This is a genomic window from Janthinobacterium silvisoli, assembly GCF_014200725.1.
Lineage (GTDB): Bacteria > Pseudomonadota > Gammaproteobacteria > Burkholderiales > Burkholderiaceae_D > Janthinobacterium.
Genome location: NZ_JACHCL010000001.1, coordinates 221,849 through 235,958, shown reverse-complemented (window position 1 = coordinate 235,958; position 14,110 = coordinate 221,849). Strand labels below are relative to the sequence as shown.

Sequence of the window (14,110 nt, the reverse complement as noted above, 5' to 3'; positions counted from 1 at the left end):
ACGGCCAGCCTGGTCGTGCCGCAGCTTACTTAGTTACGCTTTTCTTCCCGCTCTTTGGGATGATGATCACCTTCATGGTGCTCTTGCTGCGGATGAGCTTGCGGCTGGTGCTGTGCTTGTGGCCGCGTTTCCGGCCGTGGTTCTACCCGCGCTGCCGCTTGCTCACGGTGTAGCTCCGGGGCAGGCCGGTGCATTTCCTGATGGAATTGCTGGCCGCCGCCAGGCCTGTCGAATTGCTGATGCGGCCGGTCCTGCACATGTTGCGGCGCTGAGGCTGGCTGTTGCTGTTGCTGTGGCTGCGGCTGGAACGTTGCCGTTTGCCGATTGCCGCCGAAGGCATGCTGGTTCAGGTTAGGCTGTGGCCGTACACCCTCAGGGTTGTGCTGCGCAGCCGGTCCATGGTTCAAGGCATTTTGCTGCAGCTCATGCATAGTCCGGCCATTCTGGCCTGGCTCGCCCGCACCAGGGTGTTGCGGTGCACCGCCAGGCCGAGCCTGGTTCTGCATCGCATGCATGGTTCCCGGCTGCATCAGCTGATTGGTGCTGGCTGCCGCTGCCGGACCACCGGCAGCAAAATTCCGGCTGAAATTCGGCCGCGTCATATTGCTGAAGTCCGCTGGTCCGTGATTGCTCCCTGGTGTTGCTGCAAACGACGCGCCAACCGAACCCGGATGTGGTTGTTGCAGACTGCCTGGCGCAGCAAAATTCGGCCGCGTCATGTTGCTGAAGTCTGCTGGTCCGTGATTGCCTCTGGGCATGGCTGCAAACGACCCGCCATTCGGACCCGGATGCAAAGGCTGCGGATTGCCTGGCGCAGCAAAATTGGGGCGGACCGCGTTGAAATTAGCGGCGCCTGCGCCCGGTTGAGCAAGGTTCGGACCAGCGAAATGATTACGCGTAGTATTGTTGATGACAGTGTTGTTGTAGTTGTTAGTGACGCGATTGACAATCGTGGTGGAGCGCGACACATAGGTATTGTTGTTGTACACCACCGCCGGCCGATGCCAGCCGTTCGGGCCGCCGCCATTCCAGTTGCCGCCCCCACCACCGCCACCCCAGTGCATGCCCCAGGAATTCCAGCCCCAGTGGTGCGTTTCGATCAAGGCGCCGACGGCGATCCCCAGGCCGAAGGTCAGTACCCCTGCCGTGACGACTTCACCAGGCGGATAGTAGGCCGGTGGCGGTGCGTAGGAATAGCCGGGATAGACCGGCATAGGCTGGCCGTAGACGACGGCCGGATTGTAGGCCGGCACGTAGACGACATCCGAATCGGCCGGTTCAATCACGATGGTTTCTGGCGGTGGCGGCACCATTTCAGGGCCGGTGTAGTAGGCCGGCTCGTTGGGCGGTGGCGCATAGCCGGGCGGCGGCGCTGCCTGCACGCGCGGCGCCCTGGCGATATGCTGCTGTTTGTTGCTCTTCAGATTACCGCTGGCGGCAGCCCGCTGGCGCATCACCTGGATCGCATTCATGACATCGGTGGGGTCGTTGACATAAGCGTCGCCCAGTGCCGAAGTCCATGGGATATTGTGCGCCATCTGGTCCAGTACGCCAGGGAATTGGGTCAAGCCCTTGACGCTGACATCCCAGGGCTGTTGATTGGCGGCATCCTGCAGTGGCTGGCCTTTCAAGTTCTTGTTTTGTGCCAGCCAATTGTCGGCGGCGGTGACCTGGTCGGGATAGCTTGAAGCTGCCAGCACTTGCGCCACCAGCTTGTCCGGGAACAGGGCAATCGGCCCGACCAGCTGGTAAAGCTGATCGGCGGTGGGAGGAATATAGGCAGGAGCAGCCTGCGGCGCAGCAGCGGGGGCGGCGGCATCGTTTTTTTTGTCGCAAGCGGCAAGCGACAACAAGGCAACGCAAACGGAAGCACCCAGTAACAACGATGTTTTTTTATTGTTAGCCATTTTTCCACTCCATCACATCAAGGTAATTGACAGTGCTTACAAGTTAGCATGGCAATCTGGAAAGCCTACAGTGCGTTACAGAATCTTGCATGTTTAACAGACTGTCCCGATAGGCGCGGCGATGCCTTATGATGGCGAGACCGTCTAGCCATGCGGCAGCGCAGACTAAGGCGGTAGCGTCCTCGGCCAGAAACAGCCGTTTCAACAAGCGAAAGAAAACAATGAAAACACCACCAGACGATTTGCCTATCTATCGCGTGTTAACCGGGCCTGACGATGCAAAGTTTTGCCGTCGCGTCAGCGAGGCGCTTGCGCTAGGGTATGTGCTTTATGGCTCGCCCTCGCTGACGTTTAATGGGCAAAACGTGATCGTGGCGCAAGCCCTGGTCTGGCCTGCGATGGACGATGAGTCTATCGGGTAGCCGCCACGAGCATTGATGCATGAGTTTTTGCCTGGTCCGGATCGGATTAGCCAGTCTTCGAGGGCCAAGTCGACAAAGCCTGGTCGACAACTGCCTCCAGTATGTCGCGGCTGAAACCGGCTTTGGCCTGCACCGCCATGCCGTGCAGCACCGCGCACACGAATGCCGCCAGCGCCACACAGTTGGCGGTCTGCCGTAAGTCGCCCTCCTGTTTTGCCCGCTCGAAGCGCTCGCGCAGCAAGGCTTCTCCGCTGGCCCGCGCATCGATCAGGGCGCGCCGGATGGGTTCGGCATCGTCCGAACCAGCCAGGGCGCCGTGGATGCCGAGACATCCCGTGCGATCCGGGTAGCGGGTATTGAGTTCGACCGCCCCGCGCAGTATGTGTGCGACGACCTCATACGAGGTCGGTTTGCCCAGCGCCTCAGGGATGAAATCCATATAGTGCTCGTAATAGCGCTCAAGTGCACGCCGAAACAAGGCTTCCTTGTTACCAAACGCAGAGTAGAGCGCGGGACGTTCCACGCCCGTCGCCTGCGTCAGGTCAGTGTAGGACGCACCCTCATAGCCCTTACGCCAGAACACGCACAGTGCCGCGTCCAGTGCCTGATCGACGTCGAATTCGCGTTGACGGCCCATTCAATTACCTCTCTTTTTTCATAACGAGCGATATTAAATCGCTTGACGTCAGCTGTCAAATTCCATAACATCCGTTAATGTAATGATCATTATGATTTAATGCCGAGCGAAGAAGAAGCGCTCATCTGTGTCCAAGTGGCGGCATCAGTGGCGTTCGCCATACTATTTTTCACCAAAGGAAAAATGAATGAACTCAAAATTTGGTTCCGGAACAAGTGCCGACGAAGTACTGGCCGGTGTTGATCTCAAGGGCAGGCGATTTTTCATTACAGGGGCATCGTCCGGCATCGGATTCGAGACTGCCCGCGCACTGCTTGCCCACGGCGCCCGCGTCGTTGCCACTGGCACAGACCTCGCCAGGCTAGAGGCGGCGGCCGCACCGCTACGTGAGGCTGCAGCGCAGGCAGGAGGCGGACTGGAGTGCATCGCACTCAACCTGGCATCCTTGCACAGCGTGCGCAAATGCGCAGAGCAATTATTGGAAGACGGGCGCCCCTTCAATGCCGTGATCGCCAACGCCGGCGTGATGGCAACGCCGTTTGGCCGGACAGCTGACGGCTTTGAGCTTCAGTTTGGCATCAATTACCTTGGGCATTTTGCTTTGATCAATCGCATCGCGCCGCTGCTGGCCGACGAGGGACGCCTGGTGCTGCTGTCGTCCCAGGCGCATCGCATTGCCGATGTCGATCTCGATGATCCGAATTTTGAACAACAGGCTTACGACCCATGGCTTGCCTATGGCCGATCGAAAACGGCGGTTGCACTGTTTGCAGTGGAATTCGATCAGCGGCATCGCCATCCCGGCATCCGGGCAGCGTCTGTGATGCCAGGCAATAGTTTCACGGCTCTTACGCGCCATCTTTCACAGGAAAGCTTGCAGGGCTTGCTGGACAACGTCCGCCAGGCGCGCGCTGCGGCAGGTCTTGCACCCGCAGAGCTGAAAGACATGCCGCAGGCTGCAGCAACCTCGGTCTGGGCCGCTGTCGTGGCGGACAAAGACGACATCGGCGGGCGCTATCTCGAAGATTGTGCGGTTGCGGCGATCGATGATACGCCCAACCCGTTTGCCGACGGCGTCAAATCATATGCGCTCGACGCTGGCAAAGCGCGCCAGCTTTGGGTGAAAAGCGAGGAAATGTTGGGCATGAAAGGAAGTGATTCATGACCGTCATCGGCATCATCGGAGGGGGCGAGGTCGGCAGCCAGATCGCACGCGCGGCGATCGCGAGCGGCTACCAGGTCGTGATCGCCAATTCACGAGAGCCCGCAACCTTGAAGGATCTCATTGAAGAGCTTGGCCCCTCAGCGCGCGCCGCGACCGCCGCTGGCGCTGCCGAGGCGGGGGACTTCGTCATCGTGGCCGTCCCGCTCAAGCTGGTCAACGATATGCCTGTGGAACAGCTGGCGGGCAAGATCGTGCTCGACACAAACAACTACATGGCCTGGCGCGATGGCCATTTTGCCGTGATCGAGTCGGGTGGGAAGACTGTTCATGAACTGCGCCAGGAGCAGCTTCCTGGCGCTAAGGTGGCCCAGGCATTCACCCACATCCAGGCGCCCCGTCTCTTCCTGTCGGCCAGTCCGGCTGGCAGCCCTGACCGCCATGCGCTGTCTGTTTCCAGCGATTTTCCCGAGGCCGTGGCGCTCGTGACGCGACTGTACGATCAGTTCGGCTTCGACACTGCTGACAACAGCCCGCTCAGTGCGTCATGGCGCAGCGGTCCCGGCCAGCCCGCGTGGATGGCCCATGCGCACCAGACGCGTGCCGAACTGCTGGTCAACCTTGCCCGGGCGCGTAAGTCCATCCCTGCGTGACCCATCGACGATGATACGGCATTAACCTTGCTTGATTGCAATCGGCAAGGGGAAGGTGGCTGTTCTTTCCTCTTCCATCCTTCTTTAATTATCACGCATCCTCTCCTATCCTCCTTTAATTCCCCTGTCGTGACTTTTCGATAGTGTGTGGCCCCTTGGGCGCTGCTAGTATTTTTACCTGCCGAGTCCGCTTGTCTTGTTTGCGTGTTGCGGGGCCTCGGCGTTCTGCCGGCAGGGGCGTCTTTGCCCGTCCATTCTTGCCATGGCGCTCGCTGCTTTTTGATGATGCAGGCATGCGTTGCGCTCCCATGAGTACCGTGTAGCGGCATGTTTTAACCAGGCAATCCTTGGGGGAAAGGCTTGCCATGAACGAGAGGAGCTGGGAATGAGCAGTGAATTCAAGAGGCGTGGTGCCTTGAAGGAAGCCGAAAGCTATCCAGTCTGGTTGCAGCAGGTATTGACCGAGACAGCGTCTGCACGGGCGCTGGTGGCTGGACATCAAGTCTTCACCGGCATGCGCGACGCCAAGCTGGGCGCGCGCGAGTTCGCGGCATTCTTTGTCAACGGCTGGCCAGTGGTCGAGCAATTCCCGCAGTATATGGCGATGAATTTGCTCAAGGCGCGTTTTGGCCGTTCGGAAGGGGAAGATATGGCGCGCCGCTATCTGACGCGCAATATCCGTGTCGAGCAGAATCATGCCGATTACTGGGTCGACTGGGCAGGCATGCATGATGTCTCGAAAAGCAAGTTGCTGCGCGCCGAAGGCCCGCCTGCCGCTTTTGCACTGAGCCACTGGTGCTGGAGCAGCAGCAGCTCCCACGCGCTGGCGTCCGCCATGGCCGCCACCAATTACGCCATCGAAGGCGTGACGGGCGACTGGGCGACCCTGGTGTGCAGCAAGCCGGATTATGAGCAAAGCTTTCCTGAAGGATCACGGAAAAAAGCCATGCGCTGGCTGCAACTGCATGCCCATTACGACGACGCCCATCCCTGGGAAGCACTAGACATCGTCGCCACCTTGCTGGGACATGAGCCGAGCAAGGAGGAGGTCGATGGCGTGCGCAACAGCATCCTGACCAGCTTCTCTTACTTCAAGGCTAGCCTGGACTGCTGCCTCTAACCCGAGGCGCCATTCAACGATTAATGGCTGAGCATCACGCCCGTCGCAACGCTGGCCAGCGCTGCGATGCTCAGCGTGATGCTGTAGCTTGTCATTAACAGCAGCCATCGGACGGCAGTGCCGAATTTGTTACCAGCATACACACGCCACATGGCCCATGGCAGATAGGCTAATAGCCAGCAGCCCAGCGCCATGCGGAAAAATAGTCCCGGCATAATGACTATCAGGGCCATCATGATGAAGGCGAAAGCATTCGTATGCAGGGCAAACAGGAAATGTTCGCCATAGCGCCGCCCGCTGCCGAGGTAAAGTATCTTCAGGTACAGGGCGAATATCGGCATAAGGCAAAACATGCCGTACGGTGCATAGTGGAAAAAACTTTCTATCGCGAGCCGCTTTTGTTCGGCGCCAGACAGTTGTTCAAAGCGCTGCCACTGGCTGGATAGGACGGGAAACTGGCCGAGCATGCTGTAACGCAGATGGATTTGTTTTTCTTCTCCTGGCTGTCCTGTCTGCTCGACGGCCTGAGTAGTGAGGTGTACCTGTTCCGAATTGTTGACGTGCACCAGGTCGCCGCTACCGAACCTCAGGATGGCAAACAACAGGATACTGAACGTTAAATAGATACGCAGCGGCTCCACATAGCGTACGCGGCGGCCCGCAATGTATTCCTTGCTGAGCGCACCGGGACGGAATAGCAGCAGGGCCAGAGTGCGCCAGAGCTTGCCTTCCAGCGCCACATAATGCGCAATAAATTCGTGCACGAATTCACGCGCACTGGGCACGTGCAGGGTAGTCGTCTGGCCGCAGGCGCTGCAGAAATTTCCATCGACCGCAGTACTGCAGTTATGGCAGCTGCTGGCCGGGCTGGAGTGAGAAGCAACTGTTTTCAAGATAATTTCTTTCTACATCCGTAAGTAAATCATGCAGGCGAGACCGAGGCATATGATGAACGAAAAAATAATAAAAGGACATTATCTTTTATAAGTTAGTTGCTTTAAAGATACACGACAGCCAACACAGGCTGCCAGGCAGATTTCATCCCATATTGGCAGGATTTGATCCATTTGTCCGCTTCATGCCAGGCGATGAAACGACTACACTAGTTTCATTGTTCACCTACTGGATCTGACTGCAGCCTATATGGAACGCCTACCGCAACTCTCATTGAAAATATTACCGGCATCTTTTTTTGCGCTGACCCTGGGCCTGGCCGAAACCGGCAATGCCTGGCGCTTTGCCCGCGAGCTCTGGTCCTTGCCGCCGTTGATGGGCGAACTGTTCGAGCTGCTGGCCATCGCTTCATTCCTTCTTTTTATCGTCATGTATGCACGCAAATGGCTGGTGCAGCGGGCAGCGGCAGTGGCTGAAGTGCGCGACCCTGTACAGTCGGCCTTTTTGGCCCTGATCCCGGAATCCGTCATCCTGATCGCGCTGGCGCTGCTGCCGTACGCGCCGGCCGCCGCCAAACTATGCTTCTGGCTTGGCTCCGCAGCCAATCTGCTGTACGGCGCCTGGCGGCTGGCCACGCACTGGAGCCACCAGCGCGATACCGCGCAGATCGTCCCGCCGCTCTATCTGCCGTACACGGCCAGCGTGCTGGTCAATGCGCTGGCGGCTGGCGTGTTTGGCTACACGGATTACGGCTGGATGCTGTTTGGCGTGGGTGCGATTTCCTGGCTCATCATGGATTCAAGCATCACGCACCAGCTGATGACGGGTGGCCTGGCAGAAAGAACGCGCAACTTCATGGGCATCTACAGTGCGCCACCCGTGGTCGCGCTGGTGGCGTACCAGGTACTGGCCGGTAGCGAAGCCAACCCTGCGATCACCTATGCACTGGCTGGCTACGCCTTGTTCATCTTCGCCGGTCTGCTGTTCGCCTCGCGCTGGCTGGCCCGGCAAGACTTTGCGCCCGGCTACTGGGCCTACACGTTCGGCCTCGCGACCCTGGGCCAGGGCTTGATGCTGATGGTGCAGCGCCATCCGAATGGCCTGCTGGAAGCCGTGGCCGCCATCGTCTTTGCCGCTACCTTGCTGCTGGTGCTGTATGTTGCGCTTGGCTCGATACGCTTGCTGGTCAGGGGCACGTATTTCCCGCTGGCGCCAGGCCCGGCCGCCGTATGAAAACTGTCGCGCTGCTGATTTTCCCTGGCGTACAGTCGCTGGACGTGTCAGGGCCGATGGATGTGTTTGCCGAAGCCAATGATTACGTGGGCGAGGGCGAGGGCTATCGCCTGCTCACGGTGGGCACGCAGCCATCGCCGGTCCGCGCATCGAATGGCCAGCAGCTGGGCTTTGATTTCAGCCTGGACCAGGCGGGTAGTGATTACGATATCGTGCTGGTGGCTGGCGGCCCGCAGCTGGCGCAGGAAGAGGAAAACCCGGCCCTGTCCGCCTGGCTGCGGCAAGTGGCGAGCAGCGTGCCCCGTTATGGCTCGATCTGTACCGGCGCTTTTTTGCTGGGGCGCGCCGGGCTGCTCGACGGCAAGCGCGCAACTACCCACTGGAGCGATGCGGGCCGGTTGGGTCAGCAATTCCCGCTGGCGCAGGTCGAGCACGACCGCATCCACGTGCGCGATGGGGGCTTGGTGACGTCGGCTGGCGTGACGGCTGGCATCGACCTGGCGCTGGCGCTGGTGGCGGAAGACCATGGCCCTTCGGTGGCCCTGTCGGTGGCCAAGCGCCTGCTGGTACTTGCCCAGCGGCAGGGCGGTCAATCGCAATTCAGCCCCTATCTTGACGCCCAGGCACGGCCCGATGCGCTGGCCGCGGTGATCCAGCGCCATGTGATGGAACATTTGGCTGAGCCATTGTCGGTCGAGCGCCTGGCCGACATCGCCGGCATGAGCGCCCGCAATTTCGCCCGCCTGTTCGTCAAGGAAATGCAGATTACCCCAGCCGAATTCGTGCTGCGCGCCCGCATCGACGCCGCCCGCAACTTGCTCGAAGGCAGCGAACTGCCCCTGAAAACCATCGCCTACCGCTGCGGCTTCGGCAGCGCCGCCCGCATGCGCCTGGTGTTTGCCCAACGATTTGGGGTGACGCCGTATCAGTATCGCGATAGTTTCAAGGTCAGCCTGGCATAGTCGTTGTGAGGGATAAAAAAGTTACTTGCATAATGCAAGTTATTGGCGTAATGTTGCTTGGATTGTGCAAGTATTTGCGTGGCCGTGCGCTGCTGCCCAAGCTTGGCAGCCACGATACATGCACATATTGCATCGATTTTTATCCCTCCATTGAAAGGATTTAGCATGGATATCAAGAATTCGGTCGCCTTCGTCACCGGCGCCAATCGCGGCCTGGGCCTGGAACTGGTCAAGCAATTGCAGGCGCGCGGCGCCGCCAAAATCTACGCCGGCGTGCGCGATGTGCATAGCATCAATCTGCCCGGCGTCATTCCGGTCCAGTTCGACGTCACCAACCCGGCCGACATCGCGGCCGCTGCTGCCCATTGCGCTGACACGACATTGCTGATTAACAATGCAGGCATCGCCAAGCTGGTCGGCTTTCTCGCTGAGGACAGCATCGAAGTGACACGTGAAATATTCGAAGCGAACGTCTATGGCCCGCTGCGTGCAGCCAAAGCCTTCGCACCGGCGCTGGGCAAGAATGGTGGCGGCGCGATTGTCAACATATTATCGATTGCCAGCTGGACCAACTCCGGCCAGATGGGCCCGTATGCGATGTCGAAGGCTGCCGCCTGGAGCCTGACCAACGGCCTGCGCAACGACTTGATTCCGCAAGGCACGCAATTGGTCGGAGTACACGTGGGCTTTATGGATACCGACCTGACCAAAGGATTTGACGTTGCCAAGGTCAGCGCAGCCGATGTTGCCGGGCAAATCCTGGACGGCGTGCAAGCTGGCGTCAAGGAAGTGCTGGCAGACGAGATTACACGCAAGGTCAAGCGGGGCTTGTCGGATGAGCCGGGCATTTATCTGGCGCCATTGCAGCGCTGAGCAAGGGCAAGGTTGCTATTAAGTTGAAGGCTGAATCGCTTACCCACAAGCCCTTGTGCAACTGCGATACGGTACTTCGCACGCTTGCAGGCGTTCGGCGCGGCGGGCGCGGAAGGCTTCGGCTTCGGTGGGGCGCAGTTGCTGCGACTGGAGGCGCACATCCTTGGCGGCGTTGGCGTTGGCGTAGGGATTGTTGTCTGGCTTCATAGACAGCACCAGATGGTCAGTATCGTTTTCGGTAGCGCCCTGTACTTTTGCGCGGCAGTCTTGGCGGCTTGACACGCAGACTGATTTGCACATGGCCGGTTCTGACAGTGGCTTTGGGGCTGCTGGCGTGTCTGCGGCGTAGGAAGTCGAGCTCAAGCAGAGGAATAGTGCAAGGGTGCTGGCAAGTCGCATAAATCATTTCTCCAGATTCCCGCAGGCGGCCACATGGCAGCGCGTCAGGCAGGCGCGACTATAAATCTTGGCAACTCTTTCTGGCAAGTTTATTTGGCGCTCATGATGGCGGGCCGCCCCAGTGCAAGGCCGCCCGCCTGATTGATGCCACGCTAATTACTGCGCCGCCAGCCCCAGTTTCAAGCCCACCGGCTTGCCTGGCGTGGCGTCGGTTTTTTCCGGCGCACCTGCGCTGACCCTGGCCGCTGGCGTGCCATCTTGCTGCAGGGCTGCAATGATGGCGGCGCTGCGCTGATTGCCCAGCTTGGTGAGGGCATCGGCGGGCAGGGCCTGCTTTTGCTCCAGCTGCGCGCGCAAGCCATTGTAGAAAGCGCCCGTGTCGGCCACTTGCGGTTCGCCTTCGATCAGCTTGCCCAGGCGTTGCCAGACGGGGATTTTTTCCGCCTGTGCTGGAACCGAGGCAGATGCGCTGGCGCTGGCTGCTGCTGGCGCCGCCGTCGGTATTGCCACCTCGGCCGCTTTCTTTTGCTTGTCCAGTTCAGCCTTGCCAAAGCGTTCTGCATACAGATCGCGCAGGGCGCCCCGTATCTTGCGTTCGCCCAGGTTCAGCGGACCCGGTGCTTCGCCCGCTTCCAGCTTGATGCCAGCCTTTGTTGTGATGGCCAGGCGTACGGCTTGTTCGCGCAGGGCGGCCGCATCGCTGTCGCTGTACTGGGCCGGTACGGCCAGTTTCAGCTGTTCGCGCTTGGCCAGAATCTGCGCCACCTGCTTGAGTTTTTCGCGTTCGGGCGGCAGCAGTACGGCGCTGCCTGCGTCGAAGTCGACGGCTTCCAGCTTGTCGCTATTGATGCCCAGCAAGCTGCCCAGTGCGCGGAACGGCGCCGTAACGATTTTCGTCAGCACGTTGCCGATGGCTTTCCAGATCAGCGCGCCGTAGCTGAATTGCGGGTCGCTCATGTCGCCCGACACCGGCAAGCCCAGGTCGATGCGGCCGTCTGAATCTTTCAGGATGGCCAGCGCCAGTGTCAGTGGCAGCTTGAGCGCGTCGGGGCTGTCGATGCGTTCGCCCAGGGTCAGCTTGTCGAGCACGATCTGGTTGGTGCCGTCGAGCTGGCGGTTGCGCACCTTGTATTGCAAGTCCAGCGACATCTTGCCTTCGGCCACCTTGTAGCCGGCAAACTTCATGGTGTAGGGCGAGGCCGAGACCATGTCCACGTTCTTGAAGATGACGCTCAAGTCCGTGTTGTCGGTGGGCGCAAACGGGTTCAGCTGGCCGCGCACCCGGGCCAGGCCGAATTCATCGATGCGGCCGTCGAGTTCGATCTGGCTGCGCGCATCGCGCTTGGTCGACAGGCCCGTGACGATGCCGTTGAGCTCATAAATCTTGGCGCCGAACTGCGGACGCAAGCTCAGGTCGGCAAAATCCAGCTTGGCGTTTTGCAGGCGCACCCGGCGCACGCGCACGGGGAAGCTGGCGTCTGCCGTCGGCGTTGCAGCGGCTGCAACTGGAGCAGGAGTAACTGCGGCCGCTGCTGGTTCTGCTGGCTTGACCAGCAGCCGCTGGGCGTTCAGGCTGCGGTCGTTTTCAATGATCAGCTGGGCGTTCGGTTCGACAATGCGCAATTCCGGGATATCGAGGAAGTTGGGGCCTACGCTGGCCGTCAGCTTGTCGGTCCGCACGCTTTTCCAGGAAGCGAAGCGCTTGCCATCGACTTCATTCAAGACCAGGCCTGCAATATCCACGCCGCCCACATAGCGCACGGTGGGCGCATTCTTCGCGCCGCCGCCTGTCGTCAGACGGCCGCTGCCCGACAAGGTGCCGCCTGCCAGTTTCAGTTTCAAATGCTGGGCCAGCAAAGGCTGGACCGGCCGCAGCGTCAGCTGTTTCAGGTTCAGCTGGGCGTCGAGCGCGCCCGTGCCGGGAACGAACTTGCCGTGCGCCGTCAACAAACCTCCTTCGCGCAAGCCCACACCCAGTTCAAAGGGCAGGGCTTGTTTCAAGTCGCTGCTGGCGTCCGTCAGGCTCAGGTGTGCGTCCTGGAATTGCCCCTTGAGGCCGGTGCCGGGATCGTTGTACAGGGCGCCGAACTTGCTAAGCTCTACCTTGCCGACCGTGGTGGACCAGGGAGAAGATGGTTTTTCTTCGGAGGCTGAGGGTTTGCTTGACGCAAATACGGGCAGGTTTTGCGCGATGGCGAACTGGCCCTTGTGGTTGCGCGTCAGGTCGATTTGCGCACCGCTGGCCGTCACAGAACCCAGGTGCACCGTGTGGGCCGCCAGATCGATCTTGCCATCTTCAAAGCCCAGCTGGGCAAGCTTGAACGGCGTTTGCGTGCCGCGCTGCAGGGCCAGGTCGGCCAGGCCGAAGCGGGCGCCATCGATCATGATCTGCGTGCCGGCCGGCGCTTGCTGCAACTGCAGTTGCAGCTGCAATTGCAGTTGTTTGGCGCTCAGGGCCAATGCCGGCTTGACGGTGTCGTCGATGGCGCTGACGTCCAGATTGCTCAATGCCAGCTGTTTCAGATCGACTTTCCATTTGCCGGAACTGGGTTTGGCGGGTTTGCTTGCCTCAGCAGCCGGAGCGCCTGCTACCATCAGGTTCGCCAGGTCGATCTCGCCCTTGGCGTCCCGATGCACGGCCACCTTGCCGCCATCGAGGCCGATCTTGTCCACGCTCACAGTCTGGCGCGCCAGGTCGGCGTTGACGCCGGTCACGGCCAGGGTTTGCAGGGCGGTGAAGGGTTCGCCCTTGCCGTCGCGCACCAGTGCCAGGTCGCGTAAGGCCAGGCCAGCGCCCTTGATGCCTGCTTCCAGCTTGCCATCCGCATAGGAAAAAGCGTAGGGCAGGCGGGCCGACAAGGCGCCCTTGGTGACTTCGGCGCGCGTGTAGGCTTTCAGGTAGGCGGCCATGCCGGGCAGCGAGGCGTCCGTCAGGATCAGTTCGCCTTCGCCACGGATAGGGCTCAGGGAAGCCGTGCCGCGCCAGTGCAGCTTGCCGCCGCGCGCCGCATCGGCGCTGAAGGTGTAGCTGCCGTTGGCGTCGGGCAGGGTGGAGATATTGTCCAGCGCGAAGTTGATCGGCGTGAAGTTGTCGGCATAACCGGCCTTTTGGTCTTGCCAGGCCACCTTGCCCTGTTCCAGCGCGAAATGGCCGATCACCAGGCGCGGCAAACTGCCATCGGACGGTTCATGCGGGCGGCGGTTCCAGGTGTCAATCAATTCGGCCAGGTTGAACTTGCCGTCCGGCGTGATGGTGAAATGCGCTTGTGGCGCCGTGATGCGGATTTCCGCCAGGCTCCAGGCGCGGCGCACGATGGATTTCCATTCCAGCTGTACGATCAGCGCCTTGATGTCGAGCAGCGGTGCGCCCTGGGCGCCGGCCGCCTCCTTCAATACGATGTCATGCGCTTCCAGGCGCAAGGTAAATGGATTGAAGTCCACCTCGCCGATGCTGGCCTGGCGCGCCAGTGTTTGAGTGACAAATTTGGGGTATTGGCTTTGTATCAGATGCGGCACCAGCCAGAAGCCTGCCGCGCTATAGGCGCCCAGCACGCAGGCAGTGCCCACGGTCCAGCGTTGCCAGCGTTTCCAGCGAAATTTCTTCGGCTGCACGCTTTTGTTTTCTGTTTTTTTCACGATCAACCTTTGGTAATAGACGTCGTACGCGTCTTAACTGTCAGTATGCCTTTTTGTCGCAGAGCCTGCAAAATTGAAGCGTGCTCCAGTGCCGAGGTAGATAGTTAAAAAACATTCCCAGAGCGACTTTTTTGCCGATAGAAAACTCACCAAAATTCACTTTTTCTTGCGAATGATTCTCGTTACGGATATGATGCGGGCTATCTTCAGCC

General features: G+C 60.0%; 12 protein-coding genes. 7 read left to right on the top strand and 5 right to left on the bottom strand.

Features of this window, described 5'->3' with window-relative positions:
• Window positions 1-29 precede the first annotated feature (29 nt).
• Window positions 30-1,907 carry a DUF3300 domain-containing protein gene (locus tag HDE75_RS00960; RefSeq protein ID WP_183679142.1) on the bottom strand — a complete coding sequence of 626 codons (1,878 nt, stop codon included), beginning with the start codon at window positions 1,905-1,907 and terminating at the stop codon, window positions 30-32.
• A 221-nt stretch (window positions 1,908-2,128) separates the two neighbouring features.
• Here HDE75_RS00960 and HDE75_RS00955 point away from each other — a divergent pair, with 221 nt between their 5' ends.
• Window positions 2,129-2,329, top strand: a complete 201-nt coding sequence (locus HDE75_RS00955; RefSeq protein ID WP_183679140.1) for a DUF1737 domain-containing protein — start codon at window positions 2,129-2,131, stop codon at window positions 2,327-2,329.
• Window positions 2,330-2,375: 46 nt separating this feature from the next.
• Here the strand turns inward: HDE75_RS00955 and HDE75_RS00950 are convergent, their stop codons facing one another.
• Window positions 2,376-2,966 (bottom strand): TetR/AcrR family transcriptional regulator, encoded by a 591-nt coding sequence (locus HDE75_RS00950; protein ID WP_183679138.1) that lies wholly within the window; start codon window positions 2,964-2,966, stop codon window positions 2,376-2,378.
• 187 nt (window positions 2,967-3,153) lie between these two features.
• Here HDE75_RS00950 and HDE75_RS00945 point away from each other — a divergent pair, with 187 nt between their 5' ends.
• The 3 genes from HDE75_RS00945 (at window position 3,154) to HDE75_RS00935 (ending at window position 5,901) form a co-directional block, all read left to right on the top strand.
• A complete protein-coding gene (locus HDE75_RS00945; RefSeq protein WP_183679136.1) occupies window positions 3,154-4,131 on the top strand; it encodes an SDR family NAD(P)-dependent oxidoreductase in 978 nt (325 codons plus the stop codon).
• Window positions 4,128-4,781 carry an NADPH-dependent F420 reductase gene (locus HDE75_RS00940; protein ID WP_183679134.1) on the top strand — a complete coding sequence of 218 codons (654 nt, stop codon included), beginning with the start codon at window positions 4,128-4,130 and terminating at the stop codon, window positions 4,779-4,781. Before HDE75_RS00945 ends, HDE75_RS00940 begins: the two co-directional genes overlap by 4 nt.
• A 385-nt stretch (window positions 4,782-5,166) precedes the next feature.
• Window positions 5,167-5,901, top strand: coding sequence for an iron-containing redox enzyme family protein (locus HDE75_RS00935; protein ID WP_183679132.1), 735 nt, complete (start codon window positions 5,167-5,169; stop codon window positions 5,899-5,901).
• A gap of 20 nt (window positions 5,902-5,921) precedes the next feature.
• Here HDE75_RS00935 and HDE75_RS00930 read toward each other — a convergent pair whose 3' ends face one another.
• Window positions 5,922-6,641: a DUF3667 domain-containing protein gene (locus tag HDE75_RS00930; RefSeq protein ID WP_311735141.1), complete on the bottom strand. Its 720-nt coding sequence runs from the start codon at window positions 6,639-6,641 to the stop codon at window positions 5,922-5,924.
• A gap of 427 nt (window positions 6,642-7,068) precedes the next feature.
• Between HDE75_RS00930 and HDE75_RS00925 the strand changes: the two genes are divergently transcribed.
• The 3 genes from HDE75_RS00925 (at window position 7,069) to HDE75_RS00915 (ending at window position 9,863) form a co-directional block, all read left to right on the top strand.
• A complete protein-coding gene (locus HDE75_RS00925) occupies window positions 7,069-8,028 on the top strand; it encodes an SLAC1 family transporter (RefSeq protein ID WP_183679130.1) in 960 nt (319 codons plus the stop codon).
• Window positions 8,025-8,990 (top strand): GlxA family transcriptional regulator, encoded by a 966-nt coding sequence (locus HDE75_RS00920; protein WP_183679129.1) that lies wholly within the window; start codon window positions 8,025-8,027, stop codon window positions 8,988-8,990. The genes HDE75_RS00925 and HDE75_RS00920 overlap by 4 nt, the downstream gene beginning before the upstream one ends.
• Before the next feature lie 165 nt (window positions 8,991-9,155).
• Window positions 9,156-9,863, top strand: coding sequence for an SDR family oxidoreductase (locus HDE75_RS00915; RefSeq protein ID WP_183679127.1), 708 nt, complete (start codon window positions 9,156-9,158; stop codon window positions 9,861-9,863).
• A 39-nt stretch (window positions 9,864-9,902) separates the two neighbouring features.
• Here HDE75_RS00915 and HDE75_RS00910 read toward each other — a convergent pair whose 3' ends face one another.
• Both HDE75_RS00910 and HDE75_RS00905 read right to left on the bottom strand, forming a co-directional pair.
• Complete coding sequence (locus HDE75_RS00910; RefSeq protein WP_183679125.1) at window positions 9,903-10,070, bottom strand: hypothetical protein; 168 nt, start codon at window positions 10,068-10,070, stop codon at window positions 9,903-9,905.
• A gap of 348 nt (window positions 10,071-10,418) precedes the next feature.
• The gene (locus tag HDE75_RS00905; RefSeq protein WP_311735140.1) at window positions 10,419-13,898 is read right to left on the bottom strand and encodes a DUF748 domain-containing protein; all 3,480 of its coding nucleotides are present in this window, start codon (window positions 13,896-13,898) and stop codon (window positions 10,419-10,421) included.
• Between the last annotated feature and the right edge of the window lie 212 nt (window positions 13,899-14,110).